This is a genomic window from Alteromonas lipotrueiana (assembly GCF_019249245.1).
GTDB lineage: Bacteria > Pseudomonadota > Gammaproteobacteria > Enterobacterales > Alteromonadaceae > Alteromonas > Alteromonas lipotrueiana.
Genome location: NZ_JAESDK010000009.1, coordinates 42036 through 57438, shown reverse-complemented (window position 1 = coordinate 57438; position 15403 = coordinate 42036). Strand labels below are relative to the sequence as shown.

The 15403-nt window shown below is 42.5% G+C and carries 11 protein-coding genes and 1 pseudogene; 7 read left to right on the top strand and 5 right to left on the bottom strand.

Going from position 1 to position 15403, the window contains the following annotated elements; all coding sequences use genetic code 11:
- The first annotated feature begins 183 nt into the window (after nt 1-183).
- Nucleotides 184-894, top strand: a complete 711-nt coding sequence (locus JK130_RS07905; protein WP_218353775.1) for a hypothetical protein — start codon at nt 184-186, stop codon at nt 892-894.
- Between the two features lie 292 nt (nt 895-1186).
- On the opposite strand, the gene JK130_RS07900 is transcribed toward JK130_RS07905, so the two are convergent.
- From JK130_RS07900 to JK130_RS07880, 5 genes are all read right to left on the bottom strand, one after another.
- Complete coding sequence (locus JK130_RS07900) at nt 1187-1786, bottom strand: methyltransferase family protein (RefSeq protein ID WP_004588581.1); 600 nt, start codon at nt 1784-1786, stop codon at nt 1187-1189.
- Nucleotides 1787-1911: 125 nt separating this feature from the next.
- The gene (locus tag JK130_RS07895) at nt 1912-5022 is read right to left on the bottom strand and encodes an efflux RND transporter permease subunit (RefSeq protein ID WP_218353774.1); all 3111 of its coding nucleotides are present in this window, start codon (nt 5020-5022) and stop codon (nt 1912-1914) included.
- Between the two features lie 60 nt (nt 5023-5082).
- Nucleotides 5083-6018, bottom strand: a complete 936-nt coding sequence (locus JK130_RS07890) for an efflux RND transporter periplasmic adaptor subunit (protein WP_218353773.1) — start codon at nt 6016-6018, stop codon at nt 5083-5085.
- A complete protein-coding gene (locus tag JK130_RS07885; RefSeq protein ID WP_218353772.1) occupies nt 6018-7352 on the bottom strand; it encodes a TolC family protein in 1335 nt (444 codons plus the stop codon). The genes JK130_RS07890 and JK130_RS07885 overlap by 1 nt, the downstream gene beginning before the upstream one ends.
- A gap of 454 nt (nt 7353-7806) precedes the next feature.
- Complete coding sequence (locus JK130_RS07880; RefSeq protein WP_137168620.1) at nt 7807-8424, bottom strand: cation efflux transmembrane domain-containing protein; 618 nt, start codon at nt 8422-8424, stop codon at nt 7807-7809.
- Between the two features lie 79 nt (nt 8425-8503).
- On the opposite strand from JK130_RS07880, the gene cadR reads away from it, so the two are divergent.
- The 6 genes and pseudogenes from cadR to JK130_RS07850 all read left to right on the top strand — a co-directional run bounded on the left by cadR (nt 8504) and on the right by JK130_RS07850 (nt 14178).
- Nucleotides 8504-8893, top strand: a complete 390-nt coding sequence (gene cadR, locus JK130_RS07875) for a Cd(II)/Pb(II)-responsive transcriptional regulator (protein WP_015065929.1) — start codon at nt 8504-8506, stop codon at nt 8891-8893.
- Between the two features lie 128 nt (nt 8894-9021).
- Nucleotides 9022-9786: a helix-turn-helix transcriptional regulator gene (locus JK130_RS07870; RefSeq protein ID WP_053911488.1), complete on the top strand. Its 765-nt coding sequence runs from the start codon at nt 9022-9024 to the stop codon at nt 9784-9786.
- Between the two features lie 76 nt (nt 9787-9862).
- Complete coding sequence (locus JK130_RS07865) at nt 9863-10714, top strand: sterol desaturase family protein (protein ID WP_108566110.1); 852 nt, start codon at nt 9863-9865, stop codon at nt 10712-10714.
- Between the two features lie 420 nt (nt 10715-11134).
- On the top strand, nt 11135-11740 hold the full coding sequence (locus JK130_RS07860; protein ID WP_218353771.1) for a recombinase family protein: 606 nt from the start codon (nt 11135-11137) through the stop codon (nt 11738-11740).
- Nucleotides 11741-11754: 14 nt separating this feature from the next.
- A pseudogene (locus JK130_RS07855) lies at nt 11755-13385 on the top strand (transposase family protein).
- Complete coding sequence (locus JK130_RS07850) at nt 13375-14178, top strand: ExeA family protein (RefSeq protein WP_246587731.1); 804 nt, start codon at nt 13375-13377, stop codon at nt 14176-14178. Before JK130_RS07855 ends, JK130_RS07850 begins: the two are co-directional and overlap by 11 nt.
- Nucleotides 14179-15403 lie beyond the last annotated feature (1225 nt).

The window sequence follows — 15403 nt, the reverse complement described above, 5'->3', positions numbered from 1 at the left end:
CCTGCATTTTTCGGACGGTCTGTACACGGAAAAGTAATCAGATGTCATAAAATATCATGCCTGAACTTTAAACAGGCATCACGGTTTGTGTTATAGAGTAAATTTTCCAGGTATATGAGCACCATCATTTAAATTTTTATAGACTGCGGCAAAAAAACAAAGTGAACAGGGAAGGGCGCACAAATGGTAATTATTATAAAATCTATCGGATTACTGCTGTTTATTTTTATTATCTCTGGTTGTACGCCAGAACCTGTATTAACTGAATCGATGTTAAGACGCAAGGCTGCAGAAGCCGATGTGCAGTTGCTGGTACGCAAAGCCGAAAATATGATGACGTCACATTTGTTGGCAGAACCTTATAAGTATCTTGATGAACTTATGCTTATTGAGCGTGCATTGTACAATGCAAAGCTGGTCTATAAAAAAGCAAAAATTGTCGGCTGGGAAAACGAAAACCTTGTTTATCTAGAAAGGAGAATGCAGACATTAAATAAGCCTCTGGCTCTCTATACATTGGAAACTTTTCAACAAGCCATAGATCGCTCACTGATTTTAAAGCAGAAAAAATTAAATGTTGAAGCATTACCTCAGTACGATAAAGTTTTAGCGAAAAAAGCATTATTTCAGTACGTTGATACATTTAATCAGGAACTGAAGCAATGTTGTGTGGAGAGAATAAATCTAATAAACCAGTTTCTATTATCTGAAAAAGATAAATACGGCGATGTTATAAAGCTCACCCATAATACTATGCATTACATGGGAAAAATGATTCGCGGCGAAATCAGCGAAGCTCGTTTACGTGATAAAGTAAATCAGAAAAGAATACTTGTTGAGAAAGATATGTTTGTTGAGAATGATACTAAGCTGGTTCGAGTTTCAAAAGACTAGGTGTTTTTCAATGTAGAATACCAATCAGTCTATTAGCTGTAGTGGCTCGCGAACATAATCCCTCTGACTTGATTACATCGTACATTTTGGACTCACATTAAGTGAGAATATGACCGGTGCCTGACTCACTTTAATTGACAATGAACTCACGCTAATCGAGAACGGGCTTGCAAACATAATCAGTCGGCTCACTTTATTTAAGAATAACGACAGTTCATAAAAATGGACGTTAAAAGATACCGTTCGTTAGTTTATGCATATAAAGCAGCCTGCGCCATTACTTATTTAAGCGTCAAAACTTAAAGCGTGAAAGCTTAGGTATGTATCGGTTAGTGTCAGACTTATATTTTAGAAAATCATCGCCATGCACTTTCTTCAAATAAGGCTCTTCAATTTGTCGAACAATCACTTCAATGCAAATCCAACATACAAAAGCACATGCCCAAAGCAGCAAATGTGGGAACGTTATACACACCCCTGCCCAAAATAGAAAAATACCAAAGTAAATGGGGTTGCGAGACTTTGCGTAAATCCCGTGGGTAATAAGTGCAGTCGTTTCTTGCTGGTCAACGCCAATACGCCATGAATCTCCCATTTGAATTTGAGACAACAAAGTTACAGCAATTCCGCAGGCGCCAATCAAGGAGCCGAGAAGCTGAAATGGAATTGAAGGAACAAATAGTAGGGGCGCACGTCCTAAGTAACCAAAAAGAACTAGACCAAATGCAAAGCAAAACGTAACCACGAATATAGCCCCTGGTACAATTTCTATTAATGGTGCGTTTATAGATGCTGCTCTTATACCAAAATCACCATTTCTCTTATATTGAACAAAGCTTCTACCGAGGACGGCTAGCGCCAAAAAACTACTAATTAAAATAAGCGAAACCATATCTATCCTTATCGTACATGACGTTAAGAATATGATTGTAAAGTCTATACTTAATAAAGAGTCAATAGGTACCTAAAAATCGTTCAGGTAAAACTTGGGCATTTACGAATAAATGCCCAAGAACACTACTGATCCCCTTTACTATGCACGAGTCGATAGAGTACAGGCAGCACTACCAGTGTTAGCAAGGTTGACGATATTATCCCGCCGATGACCACCGTGGCCAAAGGCCGTTGCACCTCTGCACCTATGCCCGTATTGAGCGCCATGGGCACAAACCCTAAGCTTGCCACTAATGCCGTCATTAGCACTGGACGTAATCGAATCAGTGCTCCTTCAACAATGCTATTCACTAATTCTCCGGTTTCTAGCAAACGTTGCTTTATAAAGGACAGCATTACCAATCCGTTTAGCACGGCAATCCCAGACAACGCGATAAACCCTACCGATGCGGATATGGATAAAGGCATATCCCTTAACCAAAGAGACACTACACCGCCTGTTAATGCCAAAGGGATACCTGTGAAGATAATTAACGCATCGCGTATAGAGCCAAACGCAATCACCAGCATAGTCAATATCACAAGCAACGTAACGGGTACCACAATAGTCAATCGTTGACTCGCACTCTCGAGCTGCTCAAAGGTTCCACCATAGTCGAGCCAATAACCAGCAGGTAAATCTACTTCATCATTGATTCTCGCCTGAGCTTCTTCAACAAAAGTGCCAATATCTCTGTCACGCACATTTGCTGTGACAACAATACTACGTTTGCCATTTTCCCGGCTTATTTGGCTAGGTACTTCTTTAAATGCCAGTGTGGCTAATTCGCTTATCGGTACATGCTCACCAGAGGGCGTAACTATGGGAACGCTCTCAAGCTGAGTGAGTTCATTTCGAATGTCGTCGGCATATCGCACGACAATTTCAAAGCGTCTGTCGCCTTCAAAAATCATTCCAGCGGTTTTTCCACCTGTCGCAGCATTGAGCCATAACTGCAAGTCGGCTATATCCAAACCAAAGCGTGCCAATTGATTAGGCTTTGGTGTGACGGTGAAGATTGGAATGCCTTCTACCTGCTCAAGCCTCGCGTCATCAGCCCCTTCAATCGTTGAAATAACGGACAAAATGTCAGAAGCAGATGCAAAGAGGGTATCTAAGTCATCCCCAAATAGTTTTATGCCCAAATCTGCCCTTACCCCACTGATCAATTCATTAAACCGCATTTGAATAGGTTGGGTAAATTCATAATTATTGCCGGGCAAGGTAAACAAGTCCTCTTCAAACGTTTCGACTAGCTCGGCTTTAGTCATTGATGGATCGGGCCATTGCTCCCGAGGCTTTAAAATAACAAACGTATCAGTAATGTTGGGCGGCATAGGGTCGGTGGCGACCTCACCCGTACCCGTGCGACCGAATACCGTCTGTACTTGCTCATACTGCATAAGTTTCGCTTCAAGAGTTTTTTGCATTTCAACTGCTTGTTCTATCCCTGTCCCAGGGATCCGTATTGCCTGTACTAAGATATCACCTTCATTGAGCTGGGGAATAAACTCGGAGCCTAATTTACTGCCCATCCATAAACTGCCGACAACCAAAGCACTCGCTGCTACTACCACTAGCCATCTAAAACGCAGCGCTCCGGTTAAAACAGGACGATAGACTGCCTTTGCACCTTTAATAATTGGGCTTTCTTTTTCGCTAATTTTACCTCTCATGAAAATCGCTATCGCCGCAGGCACTACGGTAAAACAAAATACCATTGCGGCAAGCAAAGCCATTATCACGGTCGCTGCCATGGGGTGGAACATTTTACCTTCGACGCCAGTGAGCGTGAACAAGGGGATATAAACAATGGTAATGATCAATACACCAAACAAACTGGGACGTATGACTTCATTAGTGGCTTCATATACAACATTCAGTCTTTCTTTGAGCGGTAGAGTTGCGCCGTTTTGCTTCTGGGATTCGGATAATCGCCTGATACAGTTTTCAACAATGATAACTGCGCCATCGACAATCAAGCCAAAATCCAGTGCGCCTAAACTCATTAAGTTAGCAGACACATCGGTTTTGACCATACCCGATATCGTGGCAAGCATTGCCAGGGGTATTACAGCGGCTGTAATAAGTGCAGCTCGCACATTCCTAAGCAAAACGAATAGCACAACGATGACAAGTAAAGCGCCCTCGACGAGGTTTTTCTGTACTGTGTCGATGGTTTTGTCAACGAGGCTTGTTCTATCGTAAACCGCTTCAAGGATAACGCCCTCGGGTAAGCTTGTTTTAATGGTTTCGAGCTTACTGTCCACAGCTTTGGCGACCGTACGAGAGTTTTCTCCCACTAACATCATTGTCGTGCCAATCACTGTTTCTTGGCCATTTAACGTGCCGGCTCCAGAGCGCAGCTCTTTACCGAGGTTGATTTGGGCGATGTCTTGAATTTTTACCGGTACGCCATCAATGATCTTAACAACCACTTGGCCGATATCGTCGATGCCCTTCAGTTGGGCTTCCGATCTGATCAGGACTTGTTGCCCATTTTGTTCTACAAAACCAGCGCCTTGATTCGCATTGTTGCGTTCTAGCGCACTGAGAAGGTCACCTGTACTTATCCCAAAGTTTATCATTGCGACTGGATTAGGATTCACATGATATTGCTTTTCAAATCCGCCTACCGCATAAACCTCGGTCACCCCCTCAACAAGCGACAATTGGGGCTTAACTACCCAATCATGGATCTCCCTTAATGCCATAGCATCATAGGGTTGACCGTTGTCCTGTCGCGCCTGAGGCTCAGCACTTAACGAGTACATGTAAATTTCACCCAAGCCTGTGGCGATAGGGCCCATTTCAGGGGTTAACCCTGTTGGCAATTGCGCCGCGATGGCGGTGAGACGCTCGTTGACGAGATTTCGTGCGAAATATAAATCGGTGCCCTCTTTAAACACGACTGTGACTTGCGACAAGCCATAGCGTGATATCGAGCGGGTATACGATAAATTAGGCAAACCGGCCAGCGAGGTTTCAACTATAAACGTTATGCGTTGCTCAGTCTCCAAAGGCGAGTAACCTGGGGCTGCGGTATTTATCTGCACTTGCACGTTGGTGATATCAGGCACAGCATCAATCGGCAGTTGTTTGTAACTGTACATACCAAAAAAGGCGACAAACAAGGCGAACAACATCATGACACCACGGCGCTCAATCGACAGACGGAGTATTCGTGCAATCATGCTCTCACCTCACCGTTTTTATGGACTTGGCTTTGCTTTTGACAATAAATGCGCAGGTAATTAGTCATCATCGCCCGCCTCCATTTTTAATAAATCAGCTTTTAGTAGATAGCTATTTTCTACAACGACTTGCTGGCCTATTTGAACGCCCTTCACAATCTCTACTAAACGGTTGTCCGTGTTCCCAAGTTTTACTTGGCGGGGGTAAAATCGTTCCCCTTCTTTGACAAAAACAATGGTTTGCCCATCTAACTCTTGTATTGAACTTTTGGGGAGTGCCAGATTGACTTCTTGGAAACCAATCTGAATATAACCCTCTACCATAGCGCCTAAAGGCCAATAACCACTGCCATTATCAACGTTTACAAACGCGATAGAATAGGGTTTGTCATCCGGTGAGGACGTAATGTGGCTTATACTTGATTGTTGCTGCAATTCCTCAAGCCTTAAAGTGACTTCCATATCAGCGGCAATATGAGTACGTTGTTTGGGGAAAATAGCCAATTGAGCAATTGCGCGAGAGTAATTAGCAACAGAAAGCAGCACTTGACCGTTGGTGAGCTCACCATCATTGGCGTGTCTAGCTATGATTTTTCCAGACATCGATGAGGTGATTGAGTATTGATTTAAACTCTCGTTTGACTCAATGATTGCCAGTGTGTCACCTTTTTCTACTTTATCTCCAATATTCACCATGATACGTTTTACAACACCGTCGAAGCGGGCACGAATATGACTCAGTGACGCAGGATCATGAACTATCCGCCCAAAGGTTCTGGTTGTGAGCGATAATGTTCCTGATGCGGCCGATGCAGTCACGATATCGTGTTCAAGCATCCGTTCTTGAGATAACACTACGTACTCGGGTCTTTCTTCGGCTTCCTCATCGTCATCATCAGCCAGGGCGACAGAAGCAAACAGTAAAGTAACTAGCATGGCTAACACGCCAAGCAAGTCACGTGCGCTAGTGAGTAATGTAAATTGTGATGTATTCATTATTTTTTCTCTAGTAATTCTGATGATTGAGCAGACGTCGAGGGAGAGTCAGAAAACACGGGAATTCCCGTAAGTGCCTCTAGATCTGCGCTTCGAAGGTGGACTAAGCCTGCGGCTTTTATCAGTGTTCGTTGCATATCTATGAGTTGCTGTTGCGTTGTCACCCACTCTATATAGTTGTAGCGACCACTTTCATAGCCATCCCGCGCCAATTTCAATGCAGATTCCAATGTGGGAACGACATTGTCTTGAAGGGTCGTAACAGTGAGCAAGGCTTGGTCTTTTGCGCTAATGACTTGATTTAATTGGCGAGTGAGTTCACGAATTTTCGCTTGTTTTTGATAGTCGATACTGTCAAGCAATGCGCGCTGTTGTTCGTATTCTCCTAGATTCCGCTGCTTGGTATTTAACGGCACCGAAATACTGGCGACTAACGCTGTGTCATTAATTCCCTGCATTCTTCGGATACCGGCTTCCCACGCAATGTCGAACTGCTGACTGGCCTGAACCACTCTCAATCTGGCCTCTTGTACCCGATAGTTATCAGCATAAAGCAGAACGTGTGGATTGCTTTGAAGCTGTGAAAGCATATGTTCAAGTGATAGTGAATTTGGAAACGATAACAGTGTCCCTTCAACTTCCGCAAACGCAGCGGTAGTGTCACCCCACATGATGGCCAGGTCGCGTTTATACTCATTGAGTTTTTGTTCACTTATCAATAACGACAAACGCGCCTGCGACAACGCTGACTCTGCACGTTTTTTCTCAAGTGGTGAAGAAGCCCCCGCTTCAACCCGTGTTGAGACTGTCTGAAGCATTGTGCGAGCCAGCATTTCAGCTCGTTGCTCAGTCTTGTGCAACGCTTGTTGGACAATGACATTGATATATCGTCGAGTTGTTTCACCCAAGATGTCCAGCGTACGAATGCGCCGTTGTGTAAGCAGTTGTGCTTTTTTTGAACTCACCACATTCATTCGGCCGCTGACTTTATCTCCAAGCTCGATGACCGACGATAAGGTCAGTGTCAATTCGGCATCTTTGATACCAGACACTTCGCCTGTTCCCAACACATTTTCAACTTCAACCCCAACAGACATTTCAGGTCGTAAGCTGGCCATTTTTGATTCACCATCCAAAGCCGAAGATTTAAATTCGAACACAACTAAATCTGGGTTGTTTGATAATGTGCGTTTGAGCACATTTTCAAGCGTGATTGAAGACTTTTGCGCATTGGCAGATTGAACAGATATGCTCATGGTTACCAGTGCAGCAGATATCAATTTCAGATACGCTGAGCTAGCTTTTTTTATGCCCAATGGGCGTGAAGAACTCATAAAAGAACCTTTTGTTCATAAGATAACGACATACATGGAAAGCACCCATGCAAACATATAGGAGGGAATGGATTAATGTTGAGGTGGGCGCAAAAGGCCTTCGACTAGGCCGTCAGTGACGTTGCGGGAATAACTGTATTGATTGGTATATAACGGTTTAGATACGTCATTTATTGGGTGTTGTGCCAGAAACTTAATCTGTCCACATTGACACAGCACACAATGGAAACACTTAGACTCTTCACTCGACGTATTATCACCAGCATTTACATTTTTTTCGGGAACATCATAAGTGCCTATCGACTTTGATTGTTCAGGGACTGACGATACCTCCGCAGGGTAGTCATCGCATTGAGCGGCGAACGAAAAGCCCGATTGACACATGAGCAAAGTAATAAGTAGCCATGCCAACCTACGCAGTTTTGATGTGCAATTAAAAATTGGCATTTTCTTATCAACTTTGCGTATTAAGCGCTCGCTGTCTTTCATTTCCAGCATCTTCGAGGATCATTTTTGCCCCGCGCAACACAACGCACGAAACTATCACACCGATAACCAGATCAGGCCATCGAGAATCGAGCCAAAACACCAAAACGCCAGCAAAGATAACACCTAAGTTGGCAATCACATCGTTGGCTGAAAATATCCAGCTTGCCCGCATATGCACTTCTTCATTTCTTTGTTTGCGTATGATCACAAGACAAATGACATTAGCAACCAGTGCAACTGCCCCCATAGCCATCATTAGTCCCGATACAGGTTCGCTACCGTAAATTGACCGTCTTACAATATCAATGATAATCAACACACCCAGTGCCATCTGAAAAAAGCCGCTAATTCTAGCCGCATTGGCTTTGTGCAATAGCGATTTACCAATAGCATAAAGGGCAACACCATAGACAACTGCGTCGGCGAGCATATCAAGTGAATCGGCTATTAATGCGGTTGAATCAGCAAGCAACCCGATCCCCATTTCTATAACAAACATTGTCGCGTTTATTCCCAAAAGCCAATACAAAACCTGTCGTTGAGACTGGTCTTTTATTTCAACTTCGCACCCACATCCGCTCATTAGAAACACACTCTTTACTGATGAATAGTATGAGTATAAAGTCTATACTTGGTATAGAGTCAACGGTTAGGAGAAAAAAATGAAAATTGGTGATGTCGCAAAGACGACAGGTTGTAGTATTCAGACCATTCGTTTTTATGAAAAGAAGGGGCTCTTGCCTGAGCTTAAGCGCTCAAGTGGAAATTATCGTGTCTACGACAAGGGGACTATTGAACAACTCCTGTTTATCAAACAGTGTCGTTCATTAGATATGTCTATCATGGAAGTAAAAACGCTAATGGACAGTCGTTCGAGGCCAGATCAGAGCTGTTCAAATATCAATACGTTAATAGCTAAGCATTTATCAGACGTCATTATTCGCATTGAAGAGCTAAACGCATTAAAGTCATCACTCGAAAATATGGCGTCATCGTGTGACCAAGACAAAACCATTAGGGACTGTGGTATTTTAAATTATTTACACACTTAAAATTGTAAGAAGAACACAATTTCACTGTGCGCGCTCACCTTAACTTGTATCTATCGGCTAACATTCGTCATTTGTGTAGATTTATAAGGCAAAAATCAATAGCCTGAACTTTTGATACTGAGTCAGCCATGCATATTCATTTGTGGCCCTACAAAGCGATTTACATCGGAATCAGTCCTGATAATGATGTTCATGCACATCATGCTGTCCAAATTTGCATTGGTTTAGACAAAGACATCTCGGTTCAAGATTACAAGGCACAAAGTATTCACACCGGACAATGTATTGTGATTTTCGAAGATGTCCCTCACAAGGTTTTGGCACAGGACAATCAGATTGTAGTGATCTATTTAGAGCCTGAAGATAGGCAAAACCAACAATTTCTCAAAGCCTTACGTCAAGCCAGGAGTGATGGAATTAATACTCTGCCGCTTACTAGCAAAGAATTGGGATCCATTTCTCAGCATCTATTTACTGACGTCGATATCGACAAAGTGTGGAAAACAGTAAATAAAGCGGTAGGGCTAGTCTATAGTCCTGCGCTTTCATCGCGCCCTGAGGATAAACGGGTACGAGCGGTCATCGACATTATTGCTTCGCAGAGAGGTTGTGCAATCGATATGGCGTTTTTATCATCGAAGGTTTTCTTGTCCCCAAGTCGTCTAACACATCTTTTTAAGCAAGAAGTGGGTATACCTATTAGTCGTTTTATTGTCTGGTGGCGTGTGCGCGCCGCAATAGAACAACTGAGTAAGTCAGCAACATTGACTGAGGCTGCCCATGCTTCGGGTTTTTCTGACTTACCTCATATGAGTAAAACGTTTAAACAGCTGTTTGGATTTGCACCTTCCTCGTTATTCAAACCGCACACCATTAAAATTCACAGTAATTAGCCGTTTGATACAAGCCGAATTAAGTTTGACTAGGGAATAATATACGCATCAATAAAAACGCGAATGTGTAAATACTATGAGAACGTTGGTCCAATGGATGTTCAGCCCATTATTTTTTTTAAGCTTTATCTTTGCTGCATCCAGTATCTCCCAAAACACAGGATCTGCAGCTTGGCTTATACCCCTGCTTTTATTCGCCATCGTCGTATCTTTTGCAGCTGAGAAATGGTTACCATATGAAAAAGCATGGAATACACCGCAGGGAGATTTCGGGCGAGATATAGTGCATGCCATTGTCAATGAAGGCTCTTTGGCTCTCACGGTCGCGTTTATCCCAATAATGACCGCGATAGTGCCCCACTTCAGTATTTGGCCACACCATTGGCCACTACTAGTACAACTTGGCTTTGCCATCATCGTCGCTGACTTTGGGATAACGATGGCACATTATTTTAGTCATAAATACAAAGTGCTTTGGCGCTTACACGCGGTTCATCATAGCGTTGAACGAATGTACGGGTTCAATGGATTGTTAAAGCATCCCCTTCACCAAGCGATTGAACTAAGTGCAGGTACACTCCCATTACTTTTGATAGGTATGCCCTTAGAAATAGGCGCATTGGTAGGGTTTAGTGCTGCCATACAGTTGCTGTTGCAACACTCTAACGTTGATATGCGGCTTGGCCCGCTAAAATATGTTTGGGCTGTTGCTCCAGGTCACCGACATCATCACGTAAAAGACGGTACCAAAGGTGACGTTAATTTTGGGTTGTTTACACATTTATGGGATCACCTCCTTGGTACATTCGTCACCAATTCTAATGAACGACCCTCACCACGTAATGGGGAGCTAGGAATTGGTAGTCAACCAAATTACCCCAAGAATTACATCGCACAGCTTATTCAGCCTTTTATGAGAAAGGTATAAACACTTCACGGAAGTTGAAAATGTTCTTTAGAAACGAGCGAGATAACAGCATCTTTAAAGTCTTTAAAGAATTAGCACGATTGTTAAGAACAACCATGGGGAGAGGTCGCGTGCATTCCTCAATTTTTTCGTATTTTAAGTAATAAATCATCAAATGAGCACCATTGCCCAGAGCATTCATTAGAACTATCAATAAAAGATATCACGAGTACTTCAAATAGTGTTACTCGACTATAGTTGTCCTTCAATTGAACTCTCACAATCATTACTTCGCTAAATGTTCGAATATACCCTCGTTTATTCATACTTTCCAACCATGGCGACTGGCTTCCCTCTTATAAATAATTATTAGTACGAAAAACCCATTGCTATAATCAAGGTTCATTAAACAACAAAGTTAATGGATAGCACGAACTATTTATGATTTTCGGGTATCAACGTGTCAGCACCAAAGACCAAGGATTCGATTTACAAACGGATGCTTTGAAGAAGTACGGTTGTGACAAAATATTTTCAGATGTGGCATCGGGAGCGAAAGCCAGTAGGCCATCACTGGATAATCTCATTTCTCAATTGAGAGATGGGGATGTTATCGTTGTATATAAATTAGACAGACTTGGTAGGTCACTAAAACATCTCATTGAACTTATCGACTCGTTAACTGCAAAACGGATTGGATTAGTAAGCCTTAATGATCCTGTGGATACCACATCTCCCCAAGGCCGATTGATTACGAATATTTTTGCTTCAATTGCAGAGTTCGAACGGGAACTTATCGCCGAACGCACTAAAGCGGGTTTGGATGCTGCTCGGGCTAGAGGTAGACATGGTGGTAGACCTGAAGGTCTTTCAAAAGAGGCCGAGAATAAAGCCGCTGCTGCTGAAGCATTGTATAAAGCAGGGAAATTAAGTGTTACAGATATTTGCGTTCAACTCAGTATTGCCAGGTCAACGCTCTACAAGTACCTGAGAATAAGAGGGGTTGATATTGGAAAATGCGAAAAACAGGCCCAATCAACGAGCTAATGGCACACAAACGGATAGCGCAAGAGGTTCTAATTGATCTACACCGGAGGATAGAAAATCTTCCTGCGCGTGATCATGCGAGGCGAGAAATCATCAAGCAAGCCTCTAACCTCTATGGTGTCTCAGAAAGTACACTTTACCGCCAACTATCCCAAGTTAAAAAACCTAAGTCTGTCCAACGCAATGATGCTGGTTGTCCACGAATTATACCTGAAGAAAAGATGATGCAGTATTGTGAACTGATTGCTGCACTCAAAATTAGGACAACCAATAAAAATGGGCGCCATATATCTACCGTCACAGCATTAGAAGTGCTCGAATCGACGGGTATTGAATCAGAATATGGCTTTATCAAGGTTCCTAAAGGTTTGCTGAATAAAGCTACAGTAAATAGATACCTCACTCTTTACGGTCTGGACAAATCCAATCTGATAAAGAATGCGCCAGCGGTCAGATTTCAAGCTAAGCATAGTAATGAATGTTGGCAGTTTGATTTAAGCCCATCAGATCTTAAAAGTGTTGATGAGCCTGTTTGGTATGACAAGTCAAAAGGCTTACCTATTCTAATGCTCTACTCGATAGTGGATGACCGTTCGGGTGTTTGCTATCAGCAATATCGCAATGTACACGGCGAGACGCGGGCAATGCGCTGCGCTTCCTTTTTGATGCCATGTCCCCAAAAGATGATCCAGATATTCCTTTTCATGGCATACCCAGTGTTATCTATCTGGACAATGGGCCAATCGCAAAAAGCACTGTTTTTCTCAACGTCATGCACTTTCTTGGCATTGAAATAAAAATACACATGCCTGATAGCAAGGACAAACGACGTAAAACTGCTAGGTCAAAAGGAAAGGTTGAACGGGCTTTCCGCACTGTAAAAGAATGTCATGAGGTTCTATATCATCTGCGCGAGCCAAAAAATGAAATAGAAGCCAATGAAATGTTGAGTGACTATCTGAAGAAATACAATGATCACCAGCACCGTTTTGAGCAGCACTCTCGGATGGATGATTGGCTTAAAAATATCGACGGTACCGTAAAGAAAATGTGCACTTGGGAACGCTACTGTGCATTTGCCAGAGAGCCAGAGAAACGCACCGTTGGTATCGACGCAAGGATTACCGTTGATGGCAGTGTATATGAGATAGATGCTGATCTCGCGGGGGAGAAGGTCGTCCTTTGGTGGGGGTTGTTTGATGAAGAGCTTTATGTTGAACATGGTGGTCAACGCTATGGTGCGTACTTCCCAATAAGTGGGCCTGTCCCACTATTTAGGTATAGGAAGTTTAAAAAGACAAAAAACGAAGAGCGGCTGGATAAACTTGAGTCATTGGCAAAGTCACTGAAATTGCCTGAGTCTGGTGATGCTAATAGTGAGGTTATTTCTGCAATAAAAAAAGTTGTGGAGCCGGTACCTACAAGAGAGTTTGACGATCCTGATCCTTTCTACGAAAAACAGTATGAAAATATACTCAAAGCAAAACAGGCAATATCAAAATATTTGGGCAAAGCTTTAGCAGTACTACCTCAATGCGACAGGGATATGATTGACGCTATCTTGTCTGAGTCGTTAGACAAAGATGCTGTAATGAAACGAATAAAAGAATATTTCAATAATAGGAGCGGGGAGCATGCAAATTGAAGTCATGGAACACTTTGGGATAAAGAAGTATTTTCGAGATGCAGATTTCTTCGAAACCGACACAGCCAAACGGCTATTCAAACAACTCAAGAAAATCATACCAGAAGGACAACTCATAGCGTTAACGGGGGTCGTTGGTATCGGCAAAACGACCTACCTTGAACGTATTCAAAAACAGTTGACGGTCGAGAAAAAGGTGATTGTGGCCAAGTCGCTTTCAGTTGAGAAGTCCAAGACTAATTTGACAACGTTAATCACCGCATTATTTTATGACGTATCAGGTGACAATGACTATAGAGTTCCAAAACTTGGCGAAAAGCGTGAGCGTGATTTACAGGAATTAATTAAGAAAAGTAAAAAGCCCGTAGTACTATTTTGTGATGAAGCGCATGATCTTCACCACCGCACGCTTACAGGTTTGAAACGCTTGATGGAAGTCATTCAAGAAGGTGGTGGTAAACTTTCCATTGTCTTGGCTGGACATCCCAAACTAAAGAACGACTTAAAATCTCCGACGATGGAAGAGGTTGGATACCGAACTGTCACTATGTCACTTGATGCTTCTCAAGGTATTTTGCGGGACTATATTCATTGGCTCTTAGATAAATGCACAAACGATAATGTAAAGACCAAAGATGTTATCGAAGAGCAAGCAATTGATTATCTGGCTGAACATCTCACTACGCCGCTTCAGGTAGAGCAACATCTTACCCTTGCACTAGAAGAGGGTTATAAAGTTGGTGTTAAGCCAATCAGTGTGGTCTCCTGGAAGAAACTCTGTCCAGTAGAATAGATGAAATTGAACCCATGCTTATCAGACATGGCTACAATGAGCGCGTGATTGCAGAACAGTTCCGTTATCGACCAGCCGAAATCAGAAAGCTCTTTTCAGGCGGTTTAGATCCAAGTAGAGCAAAGGAGATGACTACCGAAATGCGTGAAGCAGGTTTGCCTATCTAATTCTTAAATAAAGTGAGCCGACATATTATGTTTGCAAGCCCGTTCTTAATTAAAGTGAGTCCATTATCAATTAATGTGGGCCTGGCAACAGGCTTATTCTCACTTATTGTGAATCAAAAAGATCGGATGTAATCAAGTCGGCGGGTATATGTTCGTGAGCCGCTACAATTAGCAAATGTAGGCGTAAACCTGGATAGTCACTTTCTGGGAGTAATTAACGCCAATCAGCGGGATAGAATTTGTATGTAGTTCAGCGTTGTGCCGTATATCATTGTGAACAGGCAAAAAATCTTGTGCACATCCAATTACTTCCATTTGCCTCGAGCTGAGTCCGGCAAGAGACTGGAGTAACTTACAAAGTTTGTCATCGATGTTCACTAAAAATTCAACACTAAACTGAACGGGCCTCGTTTTGAATATAAGATGCATCTAAGGCTACAACAGTAAGAAACGCTTATCCGATTAAACATTTAGGTAGGTAGGTTATTTTATGCAAATAGTAGTTGCGCAAGTTTTACCTCAGGTAGATACAATAGCTTGGGTAAGCCACTGAAATAAAATAATATATAACTTCACATAATGTATATTATGTTAAATAGGATATTATCAGATTGAAAGTGAGGGTTGTACAGCTCACCTACTTTATACGAATTCGCTCAGGTGCTTCGCTAACCGGTTTGCAGCTATCCTTGATGTTTTTCCAACGAGCTTGTTTAAACAGGCTTAGCGAGATTGGAAAATATGTGTTGCGTACATAAGTGTTCGATATCAATAATCGATAACTTTACCGCTTGGCGTTACTACGTCTTACACCCGTATTGTAATTACTGGATGAGTACCATTACTGAATAAACTACGTAACGTGCTGACTTTTCACCGGTTCAGGTTATCAGTATCAATCCACAATAATGAGTCACCAGATATGCCGCGATAAACATAAGTGAGAAACTGAAAATCGGAGCCTGAATATCGAAACCTGCTACAGGCATTAAATACGATTAAAATAGCTCAAATTTAAGGCGACGCTACGTAAAATCTGAAATGATTAAGGTACTGTT